Raw genomic sequence first — 22081 nt, 5'->3', positions numbered from 1 at the left:
CGCATCGCCCGGGAACGGCGCGCCGCCCCGCGGGCGCGGTCACCGGCGGGGGTCGGCCGGAGGGCCGCAGTCCAGCTCGGCGACCACCGGCAGATGGTCGGTGGCGGCGGCCAGGTCGGCGGGGTCGGCCTCGGTCCCGCCGCAGGAGACCACGGAGACGCCCGCCACCGCGAAGATCGCGTCGATGCGCTTGCCCGGGTTCCGGGCGGGAAAGGTCAGCCCGTCACCGCGCGGCGAGACGGCGTAGCAGTCGGCCAGCCGCCCGGTGAGGCACCGCCAGGCCGGCTGGTGCGCCTGCTCGTTGATGTCCCCCGCGAGCACGGGCAGCGCGCCGAACCGGTCGGCGAACTCCTCGACCAGGTCCAGCGCCTCGCCGGCGTGGTGCAGCCGGGCCGCCTGGTCGAGATCCAGGTGGACGCAGCCGACGGCCACCCGGGCGCCCGCCCCCTCCACCACCGCGATCGCGATCGCCCGCCGTTCCAGCCCGGGGAAGTGCTTCAGCAGCCGGCCCTCGCCGTGCAGCAGCCGGACGCCCGGCCCGGTCAGTACGGCCAGGCCGCCCGCCCGCAGCCCGGCGGCGACCCGCAGGCCGCCGAAGGCGGCCAGCCGCCGCCGCTTGCAGCGCCAGCACAGGAAGCGGGGCGCCTCCTGCACGCAGAGCACGTCGGCGCGGAGGGCGGCGACCACCCGCCCCAGCGCCGCGACGTCGTCGCGCATGGAACGCACGTTGTAGCTGGCGACCCTGAGCACCACGGTGACCTCGCAGGTGACCTCGGACTGCCGAGCGCCGCCGGTGACGACCCGTGTCACCGTCCGCCATCGGCGTGTGCCGAGAGCGTAACCGCGCCGGGCGCGTCCGGCCAGCGCCTCCGGTCATCCTGCCGGCGCCGTCCGGCCGGCGTCCCGGGCGGGGTCAGCGCCTCCGGGCGAGGTCGGCGGCGCCCACGAGACCGGCGGACGCGCCCAGCTCGGCCAGGCGGATGTCGGCCGGCGGGCGGTGCTCCCGGCCGGTCAGATTGCGCCCGAAGGAGTCGCGGACCTGGTCGATCCAGAGGTCGGCGGCGCGCGAGACGCCGCCGCCGAGGATGAAGCAGCCGGGGTCGAGCACCGCGGCGAGGTCGCTCAGCCCCTGGCCGAGCCACTCGGCCATCGAGGAGAAGGCGGCCAGCGCCGCCGGGTCGCCCTCGCGGGCGGCGTCGGTGATCTCCGGGCCCTCGATGTCGGCGGGGGTGCCCCCGGCGATCTCCAGGAGCCGGGCCGCCCGCCCCGGGTCGGCCTCCGCGATCAGCCGGGCCTCGGTGACCAGGGCGCTGCCGCTGGCGTACTGCTCCCAGCAGCCGAGGTTGCCGCAGCCGCACAGGCGCCCCTCGGGGACCACCTGCATGTGCCCGAACTCGGCGCCCATGCCCCAGCGGCCCCGGTAGAGGGCGCCGTTCAGCACCAGGCCGCCGCCGATGCCGGTGCCGACGGTCACGCACACGATGTGGCTCTCCCCGCGGCCCGCGCCGAACCTCGCCTCGGCCCACGCCATCGCGTTGGCGTCGTTCTCCACCACGACGGGCAGGCCGACCAGGTCGGAGACCTTCTTCTGCAGCGGCTCCTCACGCCAGGCGAGGTTGGGCGCGAACCGCACCAGCGAGCGGGTCTCGTCGATGAACCCGGCGGCGCCGAGACCCACCGCCTCGATCTCCCGGCCCTTCGCCAGCTCCGCCACCGCGTCGGCGATCGTGTCCGCGACGCGTTCGGGGCTGTCGGCCGGGGTGGGGCGCAGGCACTGCGCGACGATCCGCCCGTCGTCGTCCACGGCGCCCGCCGCGACCTTGGTGCCGCCGATGTCAACGCCGATGGTCAGCGCCATCTCTCCCCACTTCCCTCTGGGCTCACCCCAGGTCGATGTGCTCCACGGGGGTGTCCTCCCGCGACGCCTCCCGCTCCCGCGCCCGCTGCGAGGCCGAAGGCCTGTTCAGCGCGTCGACGGCCGATCTGAACGCGGCGAAGAGCTCGGACCCGGCCTGCACCAGGTGGTCGGCCACCTGGCCGCCGGACTCGCGCTGCGCCGCCATGGCACGGCAGACGGGGCAGGCACGGCAGACGTACTCCTCGTCGTGGTCGGAGACCGCCTCCTCCCACACGTCCCGGCTGCCCCGGCCGCTCCGGCCGCCTCCGGAGAACGCGCTGCCGAACCCGGTCATCGTGCCCTTGACCAGGTTCTTGCGCAGTTCCCGCGCGGCCTTGCGCTGGAGCGCGTCGAAGAGCTTGAACGCCTCCTCGGCCGCGCTTCCGAGCGGGTCGCCCCCGCCGCTCCGGGGAGCGCCGGAGCGCTCCGCCCCGGCGGTGCCCCCGGTGCCCCCGGCGCCTCCGGGGCTCGCGGTTCCGCGGTCCGGTCCTCCGCCGCCCCTGCCGTTCCGGTCGTGCCGGCCGGTCGGAGCGTCCGTGTCGTCCGGGGTGTTCGTGTTTCCGGTGTTCTCAGTCATCTGGCCCTCCCGATTGGAACCGTACCCGCAGACGGCCGTCCGAGAGCGCGGCGTCCCGCACGCTCCTGCGGGCCAGCGCCGCGGGCAGGGCCAGGACCCTGCGGTAGGGGCCCACGGTGACGATCAGTTCGTCGCCCTTGCGCGCCAGGTCCACCGCGCCCTTGTCGGCGAGCGGCAGGGCCAGGACGAGTTCGCCGTCGGCGGTGATCCGCAGCGGCGGTTCCCCGGCGGGCGGGGCGAAGGGGTCGGCCCCGCCGTACATGGCCTCGGCGACGCGGGCCAGCGCGTCCGGGCCGACGGGCTCGGCCTCCAGATAGGGGACGGTGTGCACGGGCAGCGGCGCGAAGGACTCCGCCACCTCGGCCAGGTGCCTGCTCTGGGCGGCCACCCACCGCTCCCGCCACGGGTCGGCCCCCTCGGAGGGGAAGACGCGGTTGGCGACCGCCGCGTCGACGCGGTAGCCGTACAGACTGAGGGAGGTGAGCGTGCGGCGGGCCTCGGCGAGCACCACGGCCTCGGGGGTGAGCACCAGCCGGACGCTGGCGTCGGGGCCGGTGAGCAGCGCGCGGACCTCCATCAGCGCCCGGTGCAGGCGCTCGCCCGCGCCGACCACGCGGTCGTCGGGGACGCTGACCATCGCCACCCGGCGCACCAGCGGGGAGAGCGTGCGCAGCAGCCTCCGGCCGACCGGGAGCAGCCGGTTGACGTGCCAGTCGAGGGCCTCGGGCAGGGCCAGCAGCCGGAGCGTCTCGGCGGTGGGGGCGCAGTCGACGACGATCACGTCCCAGCTCCCGGTCCCGGCCTGCTCGCGCAGCTCCAGCAGGGCGATGACCTCCTCCGCGCCGGGCAGCACGGTGATCTCCTCGGCGGTGACCTCGTCCAGGCCCAGCTCGGCGAAGACCCCGCGGGCGTAGTCGCGCAGCTCGCCCCACTGGCGCTCCAGCGACCGCTGCGCGTCGACCTGGTGCAGGTAGAGGCAGGGCTCGACCTCGGCGGGCTCGGCGGCGGCGGTCACCCCGAGCGCGTCGGCCAGCGAGTGCGCGGTGTCGGTGGAGACCACCAGCGTCTTCAGACCGGACCTGGCCGCGCGGACGGCGGTCGCCGCCGCCGCGGTCGTCTTGCCGACCCCGCCCTTGCCCGTGAAGAGCAGGATGCGCGTCATGCGCTCTCGACGCGCTTCTTCAGCCCCTTCAGGGCGGTGTCGATGATGACCTTCTCCGCCTTCCGCTTGATCATGCCGATCATCGGGACCTTGAGGTCCACGGCGAGCTCGTAGGTCACCTCGGTGCCGCCCGCCGCCTCGGCCAGGCGGTAGCTGCCGGTCAGGCCGGAGACCATCTTCCCGCCCTCGGCGACGGTCCAGTCGACGGACTCGTCGCCGTGCCAGGCGTAGGCCAGGGAGTACTCGTCGCTGATCACGCCCGCGTCCAGGACGAACCCGACCCGCTCCGGGCGGCCGTCCGGCCCGGTGGACAGGACCTGCGCGGACTTCACCTGCCCCGCCCACTCGGGGTAGGCGCCGAAGTCGGCGATCACCGTCATGATGGTCGACCGGTCCGCGCCGATCGTGATGCTCGAGGTCGTGCGATCAGCCATGGGGTTACCGTACTACCGCTCCCCCGCGCCCGCTTCGGCCCGGCGATCTCACCACTCCAGCGCGAAGGGCGTCCCGGTGCCCCGGAAGTGGCCCACGTTGACGCACTCGGTCCGGCCGATCCGCACCCGGCTCGCCAGGGGCTGGTGCACGTGGCCGAAGAGGGCGTAGCGCGGCCGGGTCCGCCGGATCGCCTCCAGGACCGCCTCGCTGCCCCGCTCGAAGCGGCGGGCGACGACGTCGTAGAGGAGCTCGGGGACCGCCGGAGGGATGTGGCAGCAGAGCACGTCCACCGCGCCGACCGCCTCGACCTTGCGGGCGAACTCCTCGTCGTCGATCTCGTTCGGCGTCCGGTACGGCGTGCGCAGCCCGCCCCCGACGAAGCCGAACCGCAGTCCGCCGATCTCGGCGGTCTCCCCGTCCAGCACGCGGTGGCCCGGACGGGCGTACTCCGGCCAGTAGCGCGGCAGGTCCACGTTGCCGGGGGTGAGGTAGGCCGGAACGGGCATCGCGGCGAAGATCTCGCCGTACTGGCGGCGCACGGAGCGCTCGATGTGCTCGCGCGGGTCGCCGTCCAGCGACGCCCAGAGCCCTGCGGACAGGGCGCGGGCCTCGTCGAACCGCTTGGCGGTGCGCAGGGCGATGAACTCGGCGGCCCGCTCCGCGCCGAAGAGCTCGGCGAAGATGCCCTGGGAGTGGTCGTCGTAGTCGACGAAGAGGATCAGGTCCCCCAGGCAGACCAGCGCGTCGGCGCCGTCCCCCGCACGGGCCAGGGCGTCGGCTCTTCCGTGCACATCGCTGACGACATGAACCCGCATGCCGGACATCCTAACCAGCCCGTGATCGGCCCCCGATGCCACGATTACGACATAAGTAACAAATAGGATGCGACGTCTCGACGGCCGGTCGCATCAGCGGATCCCTCACGACGACGCTGATAGCGTGAAATCGCCCTTCGTAACGCCTGGGTGACGAAACTACCCACGCGTAACCTATCGCGATAACTTCCTGTTAATCCATCCCGATCCGTGCGTATTCAGGAGTGACCCGTGCGCGAGTACAGCGTCCCCGTGCTGGTGGATGTCCCCTCTTCCGCCAACCTGACCGACACGGTGTTCCAGCGCGCCGAGCGCGAACCGGGCGTCGTCGCCCTGCGCCGGAAGGTCGGCGAGGACTGGATCGCCGTCACCGCCGGGGAGTTCCGCGACCAGGTCGTCGCCGTGGCCAAGGGCCTGATCGCCGCGGGCGTCGAGCCGGGCGACCGGGTGGCCCTGATGTCGCGCACCCGCTACGAGTGGACCGTGATCGACTATGCGATCTGGTCCGCCGGGGCGGTCAGCGTGCCGATCTACGAGACCTCCTCCGCCGACCAGGTGAAGTGGATCGTCTCCGACAGCGGCGCCAAGGCGGTCTTCGTGGAGCTCGCGTCCCACGAGGAGACCGTCCGCGAGGTCCTGCCCGAGCTCGACGGGCTCGAGCACGTCTGGCGCATCGAGGGCGACGGGGACGGCGAGGGCGGCGGGGCCGTCGCCGCGCTGACCGCGGCCGGCGCCGGGATCTCCGACGAGACGGTCCAGGAGCGCAGGAGCGGGCGCGGCATCGCCGACCTGGCCACGATCGTCTACACCTCCGGCACCACCGGCCTGCCCAAGGGCTGCCGGCTGACCCACGACAACCTGCTGTTCACCGCGCGCAACGTCGCCCACGGCCCGCTGGAGCACCTGTTCATCGTGGAGGACCGCTCCGCGCTGCTCTTCCTGCCGCTCGCGCACGTGTTCGCCCGCATCATCCAGCTCGTGCTCATCGAGACCGGCACGGTCATGGGGCACACCCCGAACATGAAGAACGTCGCTCCCGACCTGCAGGCGTTCAAGCCCACGTTCCTGCTCGGCGTGCCGCGCGTGTTCGAGAAGGTCTACAACGGCGCCGGGCAGAAGGCCACCGCCGAGGGCAAGGCCAGGATCTTCCACGCCGCGGCGGGCGTGGCCATCGCGTGGAGCCGGGCGGAGTCCGCCGGCGGCGCCGGGCTCGGGCTGCGGCTCAAGCACGCCCTGTTCGACAGGCTGGTCTACGGCAAGCTGCGCGCGGCCACCGGCGGCAACCTGTCAGCCGCCATCTCCGGCGGCTCGGCCCTGGGCGAGCGGCTCGGCCACTTCTTCCGCGGCGTGGGCATCGAGGTCCTGGAGGGCTGGGGCCTGACCGAGACCTCCGCGCCCTCCACGGTCAACATGAGGGGCGCCAACAAGATCGGCACCGTCGGCAAGCCGTTCCCCGGCGTCACCATCGGCATCGGCGACGACGGCGAGATCCTCGTCAAGGGTCGGCACGTCTTCAAGGGCTACTGGAACAACGACGAGGCCACCGCCGAGGCGATCGACGCCGACGGCTGGTTCCACACCGGCGACATCGGCGAGCTCGACGCCGAGGGCTACGTGCGCATCACCGGCCGCAAGAAGGAGATCCTCGTCACCGCCGCGGGCAAGAACGTCGCCCCGGCCCCGATGGAGGACCGCATCCGCGCCCACCCCCTGGTCAGCCAGGCGCTGGTGGTCGGCGACGGCAAGCCGTTCGTCGCCGCGCTCGTCACCCTCGACCCCGAGGCGCTGGAGCCCTGGAAGGCCGCCCACGGCAGGGAGGGGGCCACGCTGGCCGAGCTCAGCGCCGACCCGGTGGTCGTCGCCGAGGTGCAGAAGGCCGTCGACGAGGCCAACCGGTCGGTCTCCAAGGCCGAGCAGATCAAGAAGTTCACGATCCTCGACATCGAGCTCAGCGAGGAGACCGGGCACGTCACGCCGAAGCAGTCGATCAAGCGCAACATCGTGATGCGCGACTTCGCCAAGCAGGTCGAGGAGTTGTACGGCTGAGCGGCCCGGCGGGGCCGGAGGACCGAACGGGCCCGGTTCCGGCGCCCCGGCCCCGGCCCGGTTCGCCCGGCCCGGTTCCGGGCCTCCGGGCCCGGCGGCGTTCGTCAGGCGTCCCGCTCCGGGTCCAGGATCCGGGCGAACCGGGACGCCACCAGCTCCCAGCCCCACTCGCGGCCGACCCACGCGCGCCCGCGCTCCCCCATCGCCCGGGCGCCGGCCGGATCGCCGAGCAGCTCCACCAGCGCGTCCGCCACCGCCCCGGCCGAGCCGCCGTCCACGACGAGGCCGGTCTCCCCGTGCAGCACCGCCTCGGGCGCCCCGCCCGAGGAGCCCGCCAGCACCGGCAGCCCGCTGGCCGACGCCTCCAGGTAGACGATCCCGAGCCCCTCGACGTCGATGCCGCCCAGCCGGGTCCGGCACGGCATCGCGAACACGTCCCCCAGCGCGAAGTACCCGGGCAGGTCCTCGGCCGGCACGGACCCGGTCAGCCGGACCGCGTCGCCCAGGCCCAGGCGGCCGGCCAGCCGCTCCAGGCTCCTCCGGTACGGCCCTCCCCCGACCAGCAGCAGCCGGGCGTCCGGCACGGCCCGCAGCACCCGGGGCCAGGCGCGCAGCAGCGTGTCCTGGCCCTTGCGCGGCACCAGCCGGGAGACGCAGACCACCACCGGACCGGCGGCGCACCACGACCGGAGCGCGGCGCCTCCCGCGGGCGGCTCCGCGCCCGGGGAGAACACCCCGGTGTCCACCCCCGGCGCGAGCCGTACCAGCTTCTCCTCCGGGATCACCGCGGCGAGCAGCCGCCGGGTGTAGCCGCCCAGGTAGGTCACCGCGTCGGCGTGCCCACCGATCCCGGCCAGCAGCCGCCGGGCCCCCGGGACGCGGGTCCAGGACGCCTCGTGGCCGTGGGTCAGCATCACGACGCGCTCCGCCCCCGCCGCCCGGAGTCCCGGCGCGAGCAGCCCGAGCGGGGCCGCGGCCCCGAACACCACCGTGTCGCACTTGTGCGCGGCGAGCAGGTCGGCGGCCCGGCGGGCGATCCGGGGGACGGGGAGCATCAGCGAGGTGGGGTGGCGCACGACGGGGTACGGCCGGCCTGCGTCGAAGTCCTCGCAGCCGGCCCAGCGGGGGGCGTAGACGACCACCGAGCCCGCGGGCATCCGGGCGGCGAGCCCGTGCACGAACGACTGGATGCCGCCGGGGCGGGGCGGGAAGTCGTTGGTGACGATCAGCGTGCGCTTCACGGTTCCGGCAGGCCGTTCAGCGCGGCCCAGGAGCGCGCCATGGCGATCCGCTCGGGAATGGCGGGATGAGAAGCATAAATGACATATTCAACGACATCCGGCGATAAATCAGAAATGTTGGCTACGGCCAGCCGCTTCTGCATGGCCGCGAACGTGGCCGGGTCCCGCGTCAGGTTCAGCGCGTGCGCGTCGGCCCGAGCCTCGACGTGCCGGCTGACCAGGTTCTGCACGGGCCCGGAGAGCACGGTGGCCAGGCTCAGCAGCCCCATGACCAGGCCGGCGGCCCGCGGGTCGGCGAGCGAGGCGATCCCGGTGCGCCGGCGCACCGGACCCGACCCGGCCACGAGGTACAGCAGGCACGCCCCGCAGGCCGCGCCCAGGGCACCGACCAGCGTGCCGTACAGCACGTCGTCGGCGGCGGCGTGGCCCAGCTCGTGCGCCACGACCAGCTCGACCTCGTCGGCCGGGGCGCGCAGCAGCGTGTCGTAGACCACGATCCTGCGGGTCACGCCGAACCCGGAGACGTAGGCGTTGAGGGCGGTGGTCCGGCGGGAGGCGTCGGCGACGAGCACGTCCTCGACCGGCACGCCGTCGCGCTCGGCCAGGGCGAGCAGGTCGTCGCGGAGCGGCCCGGCGGACATCGGCGCGAAGTCGTTGAAGACCGGCTCCACCAGCACCGGATAGGCGAAGGAGACGGCCACGGTCAGGGTGAAGGCGCCCAGTGCCGCGGGGATCCACCAGCGGGCGAAGCGCCGGGCCAGCCCGACGACGGCGAGCGCCATCGCCGACGTCAGCGCGGTCCTGACGCCGATGCCCTTGAGCCGGTCGGCGGTCCACGACGGCCAGTCCTGGGTGGACAGGCCGAAGTCCCGCAGGTGGACCTCCTGCCACATCCCGAGCGGCCAGCGCGCGAGCTCCACGACCGCCGAGACGGCCAGCACCCCGAGCAGCACCCGCAGCCACCACCGTCCCCCCGGCAGCCGCTCCAGCAGCCGCGCGCCCAGCGGGGTGGCCACCAGCAGCCCGGCCGCCACCAGGGTCAGGCCCAGCGACAGGTGGGCGGGCGGGCCGACCGCGGCGTCGAACGCCTGGGACCGGGCGATCTGCCCGGCGGTGAAGTCACGGGCCGGGTCCGGCTCCACCCGCGGAGCCTCCGCCGGCAGCACCCGCCACGGCGTGCTGAGCGCCACGACCGCCAGGGTGAGCGCGCCGAGGGCGGCCAGCGCCCATCCCGCCGCCCGCGGGCTTCCGGAACGGGCGCCGGGCGCCCGCGCCGTGCTCGACGTCATGCGAGTTCCCTCCGGAGGTGGTCGCGCCAGCCCGCGGTGAACTCCGCCGCGGTCAGGCCGAGCGTGGTCTCGACATCGCTACCGTAGAGCCTCACGAGGGCCCGCTCGCCGAAACGCCCGGCGACGTAGCGGCAGGCGAGCCAGGCCTCCTCGTAGGCCTGCGGGAGCCGGGCCCCGCCGGGGGCGAAGTCGGCCGGGCCCGGCAGCCCTTCCGGCAGCGCGCCCGCCCGCACCTCCCGCGCCAGCTCCGCGGCGATCCGGCGGACCTCCAGGCCCGTCCCCGCGTAGCCGACGTAGTCGGCGAACCCCTCCGACAGCCACATCGGCACCCGGCCGCCCCGGGTCGCGCCGGTGGCCACGTGGACGAGTTCGTGGGTGAGGACCACGTCCCGGCCGACCTCGCTGAGCCGCGCGTAGCCGCCCGGCAGGACGACCACCCGGTCCGCGGTGGCCAGCGCCGCCAGCCCGCGCGTGGCCGCGACCCCGGAGGCGCCCGCGAGCGCCGCGGCCCGCGCGTCGGTCTCCGGGAACAGGACCACCGGGCGGACGGGGCCCCAGATCGCCGCGATCCGGCGGCGGGCGCGGGCGGCCCGGACGGCGAGATCCGCCAGCAGCCCGGCCACGGCGCGGTCCCCGACGACGACGGCCCCCTCGCGCCTGACCACGACGGCCCCGGGCCACGGAACGGCCGCAAGCGGCGCGGACGCGGCCAGACCGCCGCCGGCCAGCGCCAGCATCCCGGCGAGTACGGCGCGGCGCCCCTGGGGGACGGACATATCCGTCGATGCTACGTGACCCGCGCCGGCGGATCCGCATCCACCGGACGGGGAAGCGGCCCCGCCCGTCCCGGGACGCCCTTCCGGGACGGGCAGGGCCGCGTGTCGCCGGGGACGAGCGGAGCCGCGTGCGCCGGCGCCTCCGGCGGCCCGCCCACCGCCGAGGCCGACCGGCCAGCCGCCGAGGCCGACCGGCCAGCCGCCGAGGCCGACCGGCCAGCCGCCGAGGCCGACCGGCCAGCCGCCGAGGCCGACCGGCCAGCCGCCGAGGCGGACCGGTCAGCCGCCGGGGCGGACCGCTCCGGCGAAGGCGGACCGGTAGTAGCCCTTCAGCTTCACGACCCGGACCGTCCTGCCGCTGCTCGGCGCGTGCACCATCCTCCCCTTGCCGACGTAGATGCCGACGTGGCCTTTGCCGTAGAAGAAGAGCAGGTCACCGGGGCGCAGTCCGCGCCACGAGACCTTCTTGCGGACCGCGCGGTACTGACTGTGCGAGATCCGCGGGAGCCGCACCCCCGCCTTGCGCCACGAGTACTGCGCGAGGCCGGAGCAGTCGAACGCGCCGGGACCGGTCCCGCCCCAGCGGTAGGGGGCGCCGACCTTCCGCCTGGCCGCCGAGACGGCCTTCGCCGCCCTCGCCCGCTGCCGCGCGGCCTTGCTCAGCGCGGTGGCCGCCTTGGCCGTCGTCCTGGTGGCCGGGGCAGCGCCCGCCTGGGCGAGCGTGACGGATCCGGCCCGTACCGCGGTCGCGCCGTTCGTCGCCGCCCGCGCCGGGGCGGAGTCCATTCCGACCACGCCGGCCGACGCGGTCAGAGTGAGCGCGAAACCGCCTACGGAAAGGCGAAAAAAACGCGACGAACAGGAGTTCTGCAGGGTGGTAGACAGGATTTCTCCTTGGGGCTTCCACTGATGCCTACCGGGTTAGCTGACGGATTCGGGCAGGGAAGGCGCCCTACGGCACAACGGCGTGCCGATTCACCCCTGGCAATGGGATCATGCCTTTGGGTCCCCGGTTCCATGCCTCATGGCTGCATGGATTCGGCAGGTCACAACGGTGTCGGTGCTTCGCGTGACCGCTTGGATTGTTTTTCCGGACACAGCCTGAGAGGCCGATGCACTGCGACGGCATGGCTTGCTCGTCGCGACGCCAGAAGGTACCCCGATCCCCAAACTTCGGCAAAGACGCTGCCCCGTTCGAAGATCGGGGAGCTTCTTCCCTCTTTTCATAACCGCTGGATAACGGCGCGTCCACCACCGCGATATGACCCTCGTCACATTTGGAGATCCGCTGCCTGAACGTTGTCACTTCCGTAACTCCCGTCACACAGGTAATGATCTTGATCGCCCAGGGAAGAGCCCGCGGGAACGGGCCTCGCCGACCCGGGACCGGCGGACCCGGGACGCGGGGCGGCGGCACGCCCGGATCCCGCCGGAGCCGGACCGGGGACCCCGTGTATCGCGGACGTATCCGAAATCGCATACGTCGCCGCAACGGCCCTCCGTCTTCAATGGGGGGATGGATCAGAGTGCATCCCCATCGGCGCCGTCCCGCCGCACGCGCGGGATCGTGCTCGCCGGCCTCGTGGCCCTCGGCCTGGCGGGCGCGGTGTTCGCCGCGCGGCGGCCGCTCCTGATGGCCGCTCCGAGCTGCATGGCCGGCCGGTGGCACGGCTGCGGCGACACGGAGAACGGCGTGCTGTTCATGATGCTGGCCGGGCTGCCGGCGGCCGCTCTGGTGGCGTGGGCTCTGGCGCGCCGGCGGCGTGCCGCCGACGGCGGCGCATCGGCGTGGCGGACCTCGCTGGCCGAGGTGGGCATGGTCTACGGGACGGCCCCGTTCGTATGGATCACCCTGATGCCCGGCCCGGGGGCCGGCGTCGTCCCCGGCCGGCTGAGCCTGCTCCCGCTGCGTGACCTGCTCACGATGGGGCCGCTCGGCATCGGCGGCAACCTGCTGATCTTCGCGGCGCTGGGGTTCTTCGCTCCGCTGCGGTCCGCGGCGCTGGCGTCCCTGCCGCGGATCCTGGCGCTCGGGGCAGGCTGCTCGGCCCTGGTCGAGACGGCGCAGTACGTCCTGCGGCTGGACCGGGTGTCCTCCGTGGACGACGTGCTGGTCAACGCCGTCGGCGCGGCGCTGGCCGCGCTGGCGTCCCGCCGCTGGTGGCGTACCCCGGCGGAGGCGCCGTCGGACCGGCCTCGCCCCGCGCCCACGCCGGCGCCCGCGCCCGCGCCCACGCCCACGCCCACGCCCGCCGACCGAACCGCGGATCCGGCGTCCGCACCGGCACCGGCGGGCCGAACCGCGGATCCGGCGTCCGCACCGGCGGACTGAGTCGCGGGTCCGGTGGGCACGCGGTTTCGCATACCTCGGCGATACACCGCGCCGCCTAGGCTTCAGCAGATGCGCGTACTGATCGTGGAGGACGAGCCCTACCTGGCCGAAGCCGTCCGTGACGGTCTGCGGCTGGAGGCGATCGCCGCCGACATCGCCGGCGACGGCGACACCGCCCTGGAACTGCTCAGCGTCAACTCCTACGACCTCGCGGTCCTCGACCGCGACGTCCCCGGTCCCTCCGGCGACGAGATCGCCCGGTGGATCGTCGCCTCCGGCAGCGGCATCCCGATCCTCATGCTCACCGCCGCCGACCGGATCGACGACAAGGCCTCCGGGTTCGGGCTCGGCGCCGACGACTACCTCACCAAACCGTTCGACCTCCGAGAGCTCGTCCTGCGGCTGAGGGCACTCGACCGCAGACGCGCGCACGCCCGCCCTCCGGTCAGCGAGATCGCGGGCCTGCGGCTGGACCCCTTCCGCCGGGAGGTCTTCCGGGACGGGCGCTACGTCGCGCTCACCCGCAAGCAGTTCGCCGTGCTCGACGTCCTCGTCGCCGCCGAGGGCGGTGTCGTCAGCGCCGAGGAACTACTCGAGCGGGCCTGGGACGCCGGCGCCGACCCCTTCACCAACGCCGTCCGCATCACCGTCTCCGCGCTGCGCAAACGACTCGGCGAACCGTGGCTCATCGCCACGGTGCCCGGCGTCGGCTACCGCATCGACACCGGTCCCGGCACCGGGACCGGGACCAGGGCCGGCACCGCCCGCTCCGGCGGCGCCCGTGGATAGGCGCCCGGGTCCCAGCGCCCGGCTGAGACTCACCGTCAGCTACGCCGGGTTCCTCCTGCTCGCCGGCGCCCTCCTGCTCGCCGTGGTGTGGGTGTTCCTGCTGCGCTACGTGCCCGACGGTGCGCTCACGGCCGGGCCGGGGGCCGCCCTGCCCGGGGCGCCGCCCCCGCGGTTCATGCCCAACCGCACCGACCTCCAGCGCGCCTTCCTGCCCCGCGCGGCCCAGGCCCTGGTCTTTCTGCTGGTGTTCGGCCTGCTGGGCGGGTGGGTCCTCGCCGGGCGGATGCTCGCACCGCTCACCCGGATCACGGATGCGGCCCGGATGACCGAGAACGGCTCCCTGTCCCACCGGATCCGCATGAAGGGCCGCCGGGACGAGTTCCGGGAACTCTCCGACGCGTTCGACTCGATGCTCGAACGGCTCGAATCCCACGTCGCCGAGCAGCAGAGGTTCGCCGCGAACGCCGCCCACGAACTGCGCACCCCGCTGGCGATCTCGCGGACGCTCCTCGACGTCGCCCGCCAGGACCCCGCCCAGGACCGGGACGAACTCATCGAACGCCTGCGCACCGTCAACCGGCGCGCGATCGACCTCACCGAGGCCCTCCTGCTGCTCAGCCGGGGCGACCGCGGCGGCTTCCCCCGCGAGAGCGTCGACCTCTCCCTCATCGCCGAAGAGGCCGCCGAAACGCTGCTCCCCCTCGCCGAACGGCGCCGGATCGTCCTGGAGGTCACCGGCGGGGCGGCCCGGACCGGCGGTTCCCCCGAACTCCTGCTGCGGATCGTGACGAACCTCGTCCAGAACGCCATCGTCCACAACCTCCCCGCCGGCGGCACCGTGACCGTCCACACCGAGGCGCACGACGGCGCGAGCGTGCTGCGGGTCGAGAACACGGGCCGCCGGCTCCCGCCGGAACTGGTGCCGACCCTCACCGAACCCTTCCGGCGCGGAACGGAACGCGTGCGCACCGACGAGCACTCCGGCGTCGGGCTCGGCCTGGCCATCGTGCACAGCATCGTCCGCGCCCACGACGGGACCCTCGACCTCGTCCCCCGCCCCGGCGGGGGCCTCCTCGCCACCGTGCGGCTCCCCGGCACGCCGTAGGCGCCGCCCCCGCGTCGTCTCCCGCGTCGTCTCCCGCGTCGTCTCCTGGCGACGCCTCGTCCGGGCCGGCGCCGGACGACGCCGGAGCGGGCGCACGGGAGTCCCCCGCCGGAGGAGGATCCAGGAGGAGGCCGTACGGGAGGAGGCCGCGTCAGGGACGGACCGCGCCCACCAGGCGGCGGCCGTACGACGACAGGTCGACGACCTTCACGACGTCACCGGTCTGCGGCGCGTGGACGATCTGGCCGCCGCCGGCGAACAGGCTCACGTGCCCCAGCCCCTCGCTGAAGATGAGGTCTCCGGGCTGGAGGTCGTCCAGGGAGACCCGGCGGCCCGCACCCCAGCTCCACTGCTCCCAGGTCGTCCGGGGCAGGCTGACGCCGCCGGCCCGCCAGGCGGCCTGGACCAGACCGGAGCAGTCCCAGCCGCCCGGTCCCGTGCCACCGTACTGGTACGGCTTGCCGACCTGGGCGAAGGCGAACTCGAGCGCCTCGCGGGCGCTGCCCGAGGCCGGGCCGGTGTAGGTGATGCCGGGGCTGTCCGGGTTGCCCGCCCGGTAGGCGCCGAGCTCGCGCAGGAGCTTGACCTGGGCCTTGACCATCTTGTCGGCCTTGGCCTTCTCCTTGGCCAGTTCGTCGCGGTACCCGTCGGCTTCGGCCAGCGCGGCCTTGGCCTTGTCCCGGTCGGTCCGCAGCGTCTCGGTGGCCTCCTCGAAGGCGGTGAGGGACTGGGCGCGCAGGGCCGACATCTGGTCCACCGCGGCCATGCCGCTCAGCAGGGCGCCCGGGTCGGCCTGGGTGACCAGGCCCTCCCAGCCGGTCACCGTGCCCACCTGGTAGCTGCTGACGGCCATCGTGACCAGTTCCCGGCGCAGACCGGCGACCTTCGCGTTCTGCTTCTCCAGAGCGCCGTTGAGCGTCCGGTAGCGGGCGCGGGCCTTCTTCCACTTCTCGCCGGCCTGGTTGTACTTCTCAACGATCTTGTCGGCCTGGTCGTTCAGCTTCTCCAGCTTCTTCTTGGCCTCGGCGATCGTCGGTTTCGGCTCGGCCAGCGCGTCGCCGGCCGGCAACGCCGGCAGCAGGAAAGCCGCGAGAGCCAGTCCGGCCGCCACGGGCAACCGCCCATAAAACTTCGGCATACCCGCCACGGCCACTACTACGCCCTCCCGCCGTAAAGACCTGGGGCGAATAGTACAGAATCAGTAAGGTCCAGCTCACCTTTTCCCCTGCTTCTCCGCCTCCCCCTCACGGGAGGCGGCCCCGCGCGCAGATCGCGGGAGAGGCGCTCAGCCGCGTCCGAGGCGCTTCAGCAGCAGTGCGGCGGGCACCGGCCGCGCCCCCATCCGGCGGACCGAGTCGGCCACCTCGCGGTCGGAGGAGACCACCGCGAGCGCCCGCCCGACGGGCTCGGCGCGGACCAGCTGGCGGATCAGGTCGTCGGCGATCTGCCCCGGCGCGCTGAACAGCACCCGGACCCCTCGCGGAGCCGACACCGGGACCGGCCCGTCCAGTTCGGCGCCGTCGAAGACGCACGTCAGCTCGGTCCGGGTCTGCGCGTACAGCGCGCCGAGCCCGGTGAGCAGGCGGTTGCGCTGGTCGGCCAGGGTGAGGGTGCCGTAGCCGGTCTTGGTCACGTTGTAGCCGTCCACGATCAGATGGATCTGCGGCAGCGCGAGCAACTGGTCGAGCAGGGCGGGATCGTCGTCGGCCAGCGCCCGGGCGGGCACCGCCCGGACCCCCGGCCTGCCGGGGGCGACCGAGGAGACGGAGTCGGCCGGCCGGTTGATGCCCGAGGGCAGCGCCAGCTCCCTGCGCAGTCCGGCCGCGGCGTCCGCGAGCGCGTCGAGCAGCACGCGGACCTTGGTGTCCTCCTCGCTCCGGCCCTCGCGGGCGGCCCGGCGTGCGGCCTCCAGCTGCCGCTCGGAGTCGGCCAGGCGCTCCCGCAGGCGGCGCAGCTCGCTCTCCCCCGCGCTGCCCGCCGACGCGGCGGCGGCCCGGGCCTCCTGCGCGGCCTCCTCCATCGCCGCGGCGTGCGCCTCGGCCGCCTTGGCCCGCTCACGGGCGGCGTGCAGCCTGTGGCGCAGGTCGGAGACCTCCGCGCGGGCGGCCTTGAGCTGCTCGCGCAGCCGTTCGGACTCCTCCCTGGCGGCGGTCTTCTGCGCGGCCAGCTGCTCGCGCAGCCGGGTGAGCGCCTGCTCCTGCGCGGAGCCCTCCGCCGCGACCGCCGACCGCTCCAGGTCGGCGCGGGCGGCCTCCACCATCTCCACCCAGCCGGGCGGCCGGGTCAGGTAGGCCGCGGCGGCGACCAGGACGGGCTCGGCGGCCGGGGGGACGGTGCCCTCCGCCAGACCGGCGACCAGCTCGGGCAGGCCCGCGGCCAGGACCTCGGCCACGGCCTCCCGGAACTCCTTGTCCGTCTCCAGCTGCGCCGCGATCGGCGTGCCGCCCAGCCTGGCCCGCTTGCGCGGCTCGAACCTGGCGATGTTGCGCAGCGGCGGCGGCACCGCGGCGGCGGGCATGGAGCCCAGAGCCTGGGACGCCAGATCCACCACGTGTGAACGGACCTGCTCGGGCAGCGGACGAGACAGGCCCTCTCCGGCTGAACTCATCAACGGCCCCTACTCGGATCGGTCTATCCGTCAAGGGTACGACCCTCCCACCGCGTCCCCGACACGGCGACCGTCGCCCCCGCCGCGCCGGGGACGCGCCGGAGAACCGGCCGCCCCCGGCGCGGCGGGAACCGGTCAACCGGGGTGCCCGGCGTCCTGGACGGTCAACGCGATCTGGACCCGGTTGTTCAGTCCGAGCTTGGCCAGGATCCGGGAGACGTGGGCCTTGACCGTCGCCACGCTCATGTACAGCTCGGCGGCGATCTCCGCGTTCGACCTCCCGCGGCCGACCGCGAGCGCGACCTCCCGCTCGCGGTCGCTGAGCCCGGACAGCAGTCCCCGCGCCCGCTCGCGGCGCGCCCGGGCGCCGTCGTCGGCGACGTGCGCGATGAGCTGGCGGGTCACCGCGGGCGAGAGGATGGGCTCGCCCGCCGCGACCCGGCGGATCGCGGTCACCAGGTCGGCCGGCGGGATGTCCTTGAGCAGGAACCCGGCCGCCCCGGCCCGCAGCGCCCGCAGCACCTGGGCGTCGGCGTGGAAGGTGGTCAGGACGACCACCTCGGGCGCCGGAGCGGCGGCGCGCAGCCGCTCGGTCGCGGCCAGGCCGTCCACCCGGGGCATCCGGATGTCCATCAGCACCACGTCGGGCCGGTGGCGGGCCACCAGGCCCGGCACCTCGTCCCCGTCCGCGGCCTCCCCCACGACGGCGATGTCCCCGGCGCCGCCGAGGATCATCGCGAGCCCCGCCCGGACGAGGGCGTCGTCGTCCACGATCAGCACCCGGATCACCGGGCGGTGCGCCCGCCCCCCGGTCGCTCCGCCCTCCGGAGCGCCCGCACCGCCCGCGCCGTTCACTGCGGCCACGGCAGCCACGCGCTGAGCCGGAAGCGGTCACCGGGCGCCATGCCGTACTCCAGGCGTCCGCCCATCAGCTCGGCCCGCTCGGTGAGCCCGATCAGCCCGGTGCCGCTGCCCGGCATGGACCGGCCCCCCGTCACGGGATTGCCGACCTCGACGGTGAGCCCCTCGCCCGGCCCGCCCGCCACGGTGAGCTCGACCGGCGCGGCGGCGGCGTGCTTGCGCGCGTTGGTCAGCCCTTCCTGCACGATCCGGTAGGCGTTGCGGCCGAGCCTCGCCGGAGCCCGGGACGGGTCGCCGACCCGCAGGTCGAACACCACCTCCGCACCCGCCAGCCGGGACTCCTCCACCAGGCCCGCCACATCCGCCAGGGTCGGCTGGGGCCGGTCCGGCAGGTCGGACGCGGCGTCCCCGGCCCTCCCGGCGCCGTCGCCGTCCTCCGGATCGCCGGAGCCGAGCCGGAGCACGCCGATGACCTCGCGCAGGTCCTGCAGCGCCTGGTGCGCGCCCGAGCGGATCACCTCCGCCGCCCTGGCCACGTCCTGCGACGGCATGTCCGGCCGGTACTCCAGCGCGCCCGCGTGCACGCTGAGCAGGGAGAGCCGGTGGGCGAGCACGTCGTGCATCTCCCGGGCGATCCGCTCGCGCTCCAGCCTCCTGGCCCGTGCCACCTGGGAGGCCGCCTCCACCTCGGCCCGCTCCGCCCGGCCGCGCAGGGAGAGCACGAGCTGCCGGCGCGCCCGCACGAACATCCCCCACCCCACCACGACCAGCAGGAGCAGCACCGCCAGCAGCGCCTCCACCGCGTAGGGCAGCGTGGGGTCGGGCCACAGCTCCAGGTAGACCGGGACCGTCAGCAGGTTCACCCCCGCCACCAGCGCCATGCTGCGGAACGGCCGGTGCACCACCACCGTGAACAGCGCCACCAGCGTGGGCACGCTCGCCATGTTGGAGACGACCGAGACGACGGCGAGCACGAGGGCGAGCCCCACCGGCCAGCGCCGGCGCAGCCACACCGCGGCGCACGCGAGCGCGCCCACCACCTGGTCGACCGCGCGCACCGGTTCGGCGGCGCCGACCATGCCGTGCACCTCCTCCGCCGCGATCAGGCCCAGCCCTGCGGAGAGCAGGAAGATCGTGATGTCCACGATCCAGTCGCGGGTCGAGCGCCGGACCGCCGTCCGCCTCCCCCGCGGGACGTCCTGCAGGGTCGCGGGCAGCAGCCACCGGTACGCCAGCGCATGCTCAGTCACATGTCGTGATATTAGAGCCGAAAGAGGTCTTCCGGAATCGACCAAAGTCGATGTCATATCCGTTTCCGGCCGCTTCCCCGCCGGGCCGGAGCCGTTCTCCGACCGCTTTCGCGCCGGGCCGGAGCCGTTCTCCGACCGGAACCGCCGGTGCCGAATGTCGGTGGGGGCTCCTAGGGTCGGGACCGTGGAACATGCCGTGCAGGGAACACTGGACGAGCTGGGCACCCCGCTCAGCCAGATCACCTTCGTGGTCTTCGACCTGGAGACCACGGGCGTCTCGGCGGGCGAGCACGCGATCACCGAGATCGGCGCCGTCAAGGTCCGGGGCGGGCAGGTGCTGGGCGAGTTCGCCACCCTGGTCGACCCCGGGACGCCGATCCCGCCGTTCATCGCGGTGCTGACCGGCATCACCGACGCCATGGTCGCGCAGGCCCCCCGGATCGAGTCCGTGCTCCCCTCCTTCCTGGAGTTCGCCGCGGGCTCCACCCTCGTGGCGCACAACGCGGGCTTCGACGTCGGCTTCGTCAAGGCCGCCTGCGCCGCCCACGGATACCCTCCGCCCGTCCATCCCGTCGTCGACACCGTCACCCTCGCCCGCCGGCTGCTGACCCGCGACGAGGCGCCCAACTGCAAGCTGGCCACCCTGGCCCGGCTCTTCAGCTCGACCGAACCCTGCCACCGCGCCCTCTCCGACGCCCGCGCCACGGTGGACGTGCTGCACGCGCTCATCGAGCGGGCGGGCTCCTTCGGCGTGCACACCCTGGAGGAGCTGAAGGCCTTCACCCGCGCGCCCACACCGGAGCAGCGCCGCAAACGGCACCTGGCCGAGGCGGTCCCCTCCGCGCCGGGCGTCTACGTCTTCGAGGACGAGCGCGGCGACGCGCTCTACGTCGGCAAGAGCGTCGACCTGCGCACCCGGGTGCGGAGCTACTTCACGGCGAGCGAGACCCGCCCCCGGATCCGCGAGATGGTCGGCATCGCCGCACGGGTCCGGCCGATCGTCTGCGCCACCCCGCTGGAGGCCGAGGTGCGGGAGCTGCGGCTGATCGGCGCGGCCAAACCCCGCTACAACCGCAGGTCCCGCTTCCCGGAGAAGGTCGTCTGGCTCAAGCTCACCGACGAGCCCTTCCCCCGCCTGTCGATCGTCCGCGAGGTCAAGGACGACGGGGCCGCCTACCTGGGCCCGTTCTCCGGCGTCCGCGCCGCCGACGACGCCCGCGCCGCGCTGTACGAGGCGGTGCCGCTGCGCCGGTGCACCGAGCGGATCTCCCCGCGCAAGGGCCGCCCCGCGTGCGCGCTGGCCGGGATCGGCAGGTGCGGCGCGCCGTGCGAGGGCCGCCAGAGCCCCGAGGAGTACGGCCTGCACGCCGCGGCCGCCCGCCGGGCCATGGAGGTGGACGCCACCCCCGTCTTCGCCGCGGTCGAGGCGAGGATGGCCCGGCTGGCCCTGGAGGAGCGCTACGAGGAGGCCGCCGCCGACCGCGACCGGCTCGCCGCCTACATCCGCGTCTCGGCCCGCATGCAGCGGCTCCGGTCGCTGACCTCGATCCCGCAGCTGGTCGCGGCCGCCCCCGCCGCGGGCGGCGGCTGGGAGATCCACGTCGTCCGGTACGGCCGTCTGGTCTCGGCCGGGGTGATGCCCGCGGGCGCCCACCCCGCGCCGTTCGTGGACGCGCTGACGGCCACCGCCGAGACCGTCGTGCCCGGCCCCGGGCCCACCCCCGCGGCCGGTGCGGAGGAGACCGAGTGCGTGCTGCGCTGGCTGGAGGGGCCGGGCGTGCGGCTGGTCCGGATCGACGGCGAGGCCGGAGCCCCGGCGGAGGCCGGGGAGGCCGGGGAGCACGCCGCGGGAGGCGCCGGGGCCGGGACGGCGGACGGGCAGGGCGGGGCCGGGACGGCGGACGGGCAGGGCGGGGCCGGGACGGGCGGTCGCGGGGCCGGGACGGCGGACGGCGCGGGCATCGGCTGGAGCCTGCCGGTCACGGGCTCGGCCCGCCTGATGGCGCGGATCGAGCGGGCCTACCGGGCCGAGCCGGGAGCGGGGGAAGCGCACCGGCGGCGTGAGGGCCCACCGCCGCGCTGATAACTTCGGCACCAGACAAGCCGTACTCAACGAGGAGGAAGCTCGTGGTCACCGCGATCGTGCACATCAACGCCGAGGTGGACCGGATCCCCGAGGTCGCCCAGACGATCGCCGAGATCGACGGGGTGAGCGAGGTCTACTCCATCACCGGCGAATACGACCTGCTGGTCATGGTCCGCGTCGCGACCTACGAGCAGATCGCCGAGGTCGTTCCCGGCCGTATCAACAAGGTGGACGGGGTGCTGCACACCGAGACGCACATCGCCTTCCGCGCCTACTCCCGGCACGACCTCGAAGCCGCCTTCTCCATCGGCCTCAACGAGGCGGACTGACCGCGGCCCGGAGTGGGCGGGCCGCCGGGCGTCCGCCGTGGGCAGCCGGGCCCGCAGCTCGGACCCGCCCTCCCGCAGGGACACGGTCTCCAGCGTCCCGCCGAACAGCGTGACGCGCTCCCTGATCCCGACCGGGGCCGCTCCCGCATCCCCCGTGGCCGGCCCCGCGCCCGCCGCGGGCCCGGCCCGCCCGTCGTCACGGACCAGGACGTCCAGGAAGCCCGGTCGCCAGCGCAGCGTGACACAGGCCGACCGGACCCCGGTGCGCCGCAGCGTGTCGCCCAGCGCCTCCTGGACGATCCGGTAGGCCGACAGCTCCAGGGCCGGGCCCACCTCGACGGGTCTGCCGTCCTGGACCACGTCCACCGCGAGCCCCTCGGCGCGCACCCGGGCCAGCAGGTCGGCGAGGTCCGCCAGCCGGGGCTGGGGCGCCCGGATCCGCGCCCCGCCCCCGGGGCGTCCAGGGCTTCCGCCGTCCCCGGG

20 protein-coding genes and 1 riboswitch are annotated in these 22081 nt (G+C 74.6%); of the genes, 6 read left to right on the top strand and 14 right to left on the bottom strand.

All coding sequences use genetic code 11. The annotated features are described in order from the left end of the window. Positions 1-39: 39 nt before the first annotated feature. The 6 genes from HS045_RS19245 to HS045_RS19220 form a co-directional block, all read right to left on the bottom strand. Positions 40-810, bottom strand: coding sequence for an endonuclease/exonuclease/phosphatase family protein (locus HS045_RS19245; protein ID WP_307827593.1), 771 nt, complete (start codon positions 808-810; stop codon positions 40-42). 103 nt (positions 811-913) lie between these two features. Next, on the bottom strand, positions 914-1858 hold the full coding sequence (locus HS045_RS19240) for an ROK family glucokinase (protein WP_196452682.1): 945 nt from the start codon (positions 1856-1858) through the stop codon (positions 914-916). 22 nt (positions 1859-1880) lie between these two features. Next, positions 1881-2474, bottom strand: a complete 594-nt coding sequence (locus HS045_RS19235) for a DUF5304 family protein (protein ID WP_196452681.1) — start codon at positions 2472-2474, stop codon at positions 1881-1883. Then, positions 2467-3636 (bottom strand): ArsA family ATPase, encoded by a 1170-nt coding sequence (locus HS045_RS19230; RefSeq protein ID WP_196452680.1) that lies wholly within the window; start codon positions 3634-3636, stop codon positions 2467-2469. Before HS045_RS19230 ends, HS045_RS19235 begins: the two co-directional genes overlap by 8 nt. After that, positions 3633-4070, bottom strand: a complete 438-nt coding sequence (locus HS045_RS19225; protein WP_196452679.1) for an SRPBCC family protein — start codon at positions 4068-4070, stop codon at positions 3633-3635. The genes HS045_RS19230 and HS045_RS19225 overlap by 4 nt, the downstream gene beginning before the upstream one ends. 48 nt (positions 4071-4118) lie before the next feature. After that, on the bottom strand, positions 4119-4886 hold the full coding sequence (locus HS045_RS19220; RefSeq protein WP_196452678.1) for a metallophosphoesterase: 768 nt from the start codon (positions 4884-4886) through the stop codon (positions 4119-4121). A 231-nt stretch (positions 4887-5117) separates the two neighbouring features. Here HS045_RS19220 and HS045_RS19215 point away from each other — a divergent pair, with 231 nt between their 5' ends. Further along, complete coding sequence (locus HS045_RS19215) at positions 5118-6932, top strand: long-chain fatty acid--CoA ligase (protein ID WP_196452677.1); 1815 nt, start codon at positions 5118-5120, stop codon at positions 6930-6932. A 104-nt stretch (positions 6933-7036) separates the two neighbouring features. Here the strand turns inward: HS045_RS19215 and HS045_RS19210 are convergent, their stop codons facing one another. From HS045_RS19210 to HS045_RS19195, 4 genes are all read right to left on the bottom strand, one after another. Further along, positions 7037-8173 (bottom strand): glycosyltransferase family 4 protein, encoded by a 1137-nt coding sequence (locus HS045_RS19210; RefSeq protein WP_196452676.1) that lies wholly within the window; start codon positions 8171-8173, stop codon positions 7037-7039. Beyond that, a complete protein-coding gene (locus HS045_RS19205; protein ID WP_196452675.1) occupies positions 8170-9462 on the bottom strand; it encodes a M48 family metallopeptidase in 1293 nt (430 codons plus the stop codon). The genes HS045_RS19210 and HS045_RS19205 overlap by 4 nt, the downstream gene beginning before the upstream one ends. Further along, complete coding sequence (locus HS045_RS35900) at positions 9459-10238, bottom strand: hypothetical protein (protein WP_196452674.1); 780 nt, start codon at positions 10236-10238, stop codon at positions 9459-9461. The genes HS045_RS19205 and HS045_RS35900 overlap by 4 nt, the downstream gene beginning before the upstream one ends. Before the next feature lie 279 nt (positions 10239-10517). Continuing rightward, positions 10518-11024, bottom strand: a complete 507-nt coding sequence (locus tag HS045_RS19195; protein WP_196452673.1) for a C40 family peptidase — start codon at positions 11022-11024, stop codon at positions 10518-10520. A 109-nt stretch (positions 11025-11133) separates the two neighbouring features. Further along, a riboswitch (cyclic di-AMP (ydaO/yuaA leader) is annotated at positions 11134-11292 on the bottom strand. 462 nt (positions 11293-11754) lie between these two features. Between HS045_RS19195 and HS045_RS19190 the strand changes: the two genes are divergently transcribed. The 3 genes from HS045_RS19190 (at position 11755) to HS045_RS19180 (ending at position 14464) form a co-directional block, all read left to right on the top strand. Further along, on the top strand, positions 11755-12570 hold the full coding sequence (locus HS045_RS19190; protein WP_196452672.1) for a VanZ family protein: 816 nt from the start codon (positions 11755-11757) through the stop codon (positions 12568-12570). 69 nt (positions 12571-12639) lie between these two features. Beyond that, entirely contained in the window at positions 12640-13359 is a 720-nt protein-coding gene (locus HS045_RS19185) for a response regulator transcription factor (protein WP_196452671.1), read from the top strand. Further along, complete coding sequence (locus tag HS045_RS19180) at positions 13352-14464, top strand: HAMP domain-containing sensor histidine kinase (protein ID WP_196452670.1); 1113 nt, start codon at positions 13352-13354, stop codon at positions 14462-14464. The genes HS045_RS19185 and HS045_RS19180 overlap by 8 nt, the downstream gene beginning before the upstream one ends. 151 nt (positions 14465-14615) lie before the next feature. Here HS045_RS19180 and HS045_RS19175 read toward each other — a convergent pair whose 3' ends face one another. The 4 genes from HS045_RS19175 to HS045_RS19160 form a co-directional block, all read right to left on the bottom strand. Continuing rightward, positions 14616-15575, bottom strand: a complete 960-nt coding sequence (locus tag HS045_RS19175; RefSeq protein WP_307827592.1) for an NlpC/P60 family protein — start codon at positions 15573-15575, stop codon at positions 14616-14618. 174 nt (positions 15576-15749) lie between these two features. Next, on the bottom strand, positions 15750-17072 hold the full coding sequence (locus HS045_RS19170) for an NYN domain-containing protein (RefSeq protein WP_196452668.1): 1323 nt from the start codon (positions 17070-17072) through the stop codon (positions 15750-15752). A gap of 135 nt (positions 17073-17207) precedes the next feature. Continuing rightward, a complete protein-coding gene (locus HS045_RS19165) occupies positions 17208-17861 on the bottom strand; it encodes a response regulator transcription factor (protein WP_196452877.1) in 654 nt (217 codons plus the stop codon). Between the two features lie 62 nt (positions 17862-17923). Continuing rightward, complete coding sequence (locus HS045_RS19160; protein ID WP_307827591.1) at positions 17924-19183, bottom strand: histidine kinase; 1260 nt, start codon at positions 19181-19183, stop codon at positions 17924-17926. A gap of 154 nt (positions 19184-19337) precedes the next feature. Between HS045_RS19160 and HS045_RS19155 the strand changes: the two genes are divergently transcribed. Both HS045_RS19155 and HS045_RS19150 read left to right on the top strand, forming a co-directional pair. Then, positions 19338-21266 carry a DEDD exonuclease domain-containing protein gene (locus HS045_RS19155; RefSeq protein WP_374191387.1) on the top strand — a complete coding sequence of 643 codons (1929 nt, stop codon included), beginning with the start codon at positions 19338-19340 and terminating at the stop codon, positions 21264-21266. A 44-nt stretch (positions 21267-21310) separates the two neighbouring features. Then, positions 21311-21598, top strand: a complete 288-nt coding sequence (locus HS045_RS19150; protein WP_196452876.1) for an Lrp/AsnC family transcriptional regulator — start codon at positions 21311-21313, stop codon at positions 21596-21598. The last annotated feature ends 483 nt before the right edge of the window (positions 21599-22081 follow it).

It is taken from the genome of Planomonospora sp. ID82291, from assembly GCF_015711645.1.
Lineage (GTDB): Bacteria > Actinomycetota > Actinomycetes > Streptosporangiales > Streptosporangiaceae > Planomonospora.
This window is presented reverse-complemented; position numbering and strand designations above follow the sequence as displayed.

Excerpts from the sequence above, each read along its gene's own strand:
- HS045_RS19190 (WP_196452672.1), top strand. The coding sequence starts at position 11,755 with ATGGATCAGAGTGCATCCCCATCGGCGCCGTCCCGCCGCACGCGCGGG.
- HS045_RS19240 (WP_196452682.1), bottom strand. The coding sequence starts at position 1,858 with ATGGCGCTGACCATCGGCGTTGACATCGGCGGCACCAAGGTCGCGGCG.
- HS045_RS19185 (WP_196452671.1), top strand. The coding sequence starts at position 12,640 with ATGCGCGTACTGATCGTGGAGGACGAGCCCTACCTGGCCGAAGCCGTC.
- HS045_RS19230 (WP_196452680.1), bottom strand. The coding sequence starts at position 3,636 with ATGACGCGCATCCTGCTCTTCACGGGCAAGGGCGGGGTCGGCAAGACG.
- HS045_RS19205 (WP_196452675.1), bottom strand. The coding sequence starts at position 9,462 with ATGACGTCGAGCACGGCGCGGGCGCCCGGCGCCCGTTCCGGAAGCCCG.
- HS045_RS19220 (WP_196452678.1), bottom strand. The coding sequence starts at position 4,886 with ATGCGGGTTCATGTCGTCAGCGATGTGCACGGAAGAGCCGACGCCCTG.
- HS045_RS19225 (WP_196452679.1), bottom strand. The coding sequence starts at position 4,070 with ATGGCTGATCGCACGACCTCGAGCATCACGATCGGCGCGGACCGGTCG.
- HS045_RS19195 (WP_196452673.1), bottom strand. The coding sequence starts at position 11,024 with ATGGACTCCGCCCCGGCGCGGGCGGCGACGAACGGCGCGACCGCGGTA.
- HS045_RS35900 (WP_196452674.1), bottom strand. The coding sequence starts at position 10,238 with ATGTCCGTCCCCCAGGGGCGCCGCGCCGTACTCGCCGGGATGCTGGCG.
- HS045_RS19235 (WP_196452681.1), bottom strand. The coding sequence starts at position 2,474 with ATGACTGAGAACACCGGAAACACGAACACCCCGGACGACACGGACGCT.
- HS045_RS19170 (WP_196452668.1), bottom strand. The coding sequence starts at position 17,072 with ATGAGTTCAGCCGGAGAGGGCCTGTCTCGTCCGCTGCCCGAGCAGGTC.
- HS045_RS19155 (WP_374191387.1), top strand. The coding sequence starts at position 19,338 with ATGTCGGTGGGGGCTCCTAGGGTCGGGACCGTGGAACATGCCGTGCAG.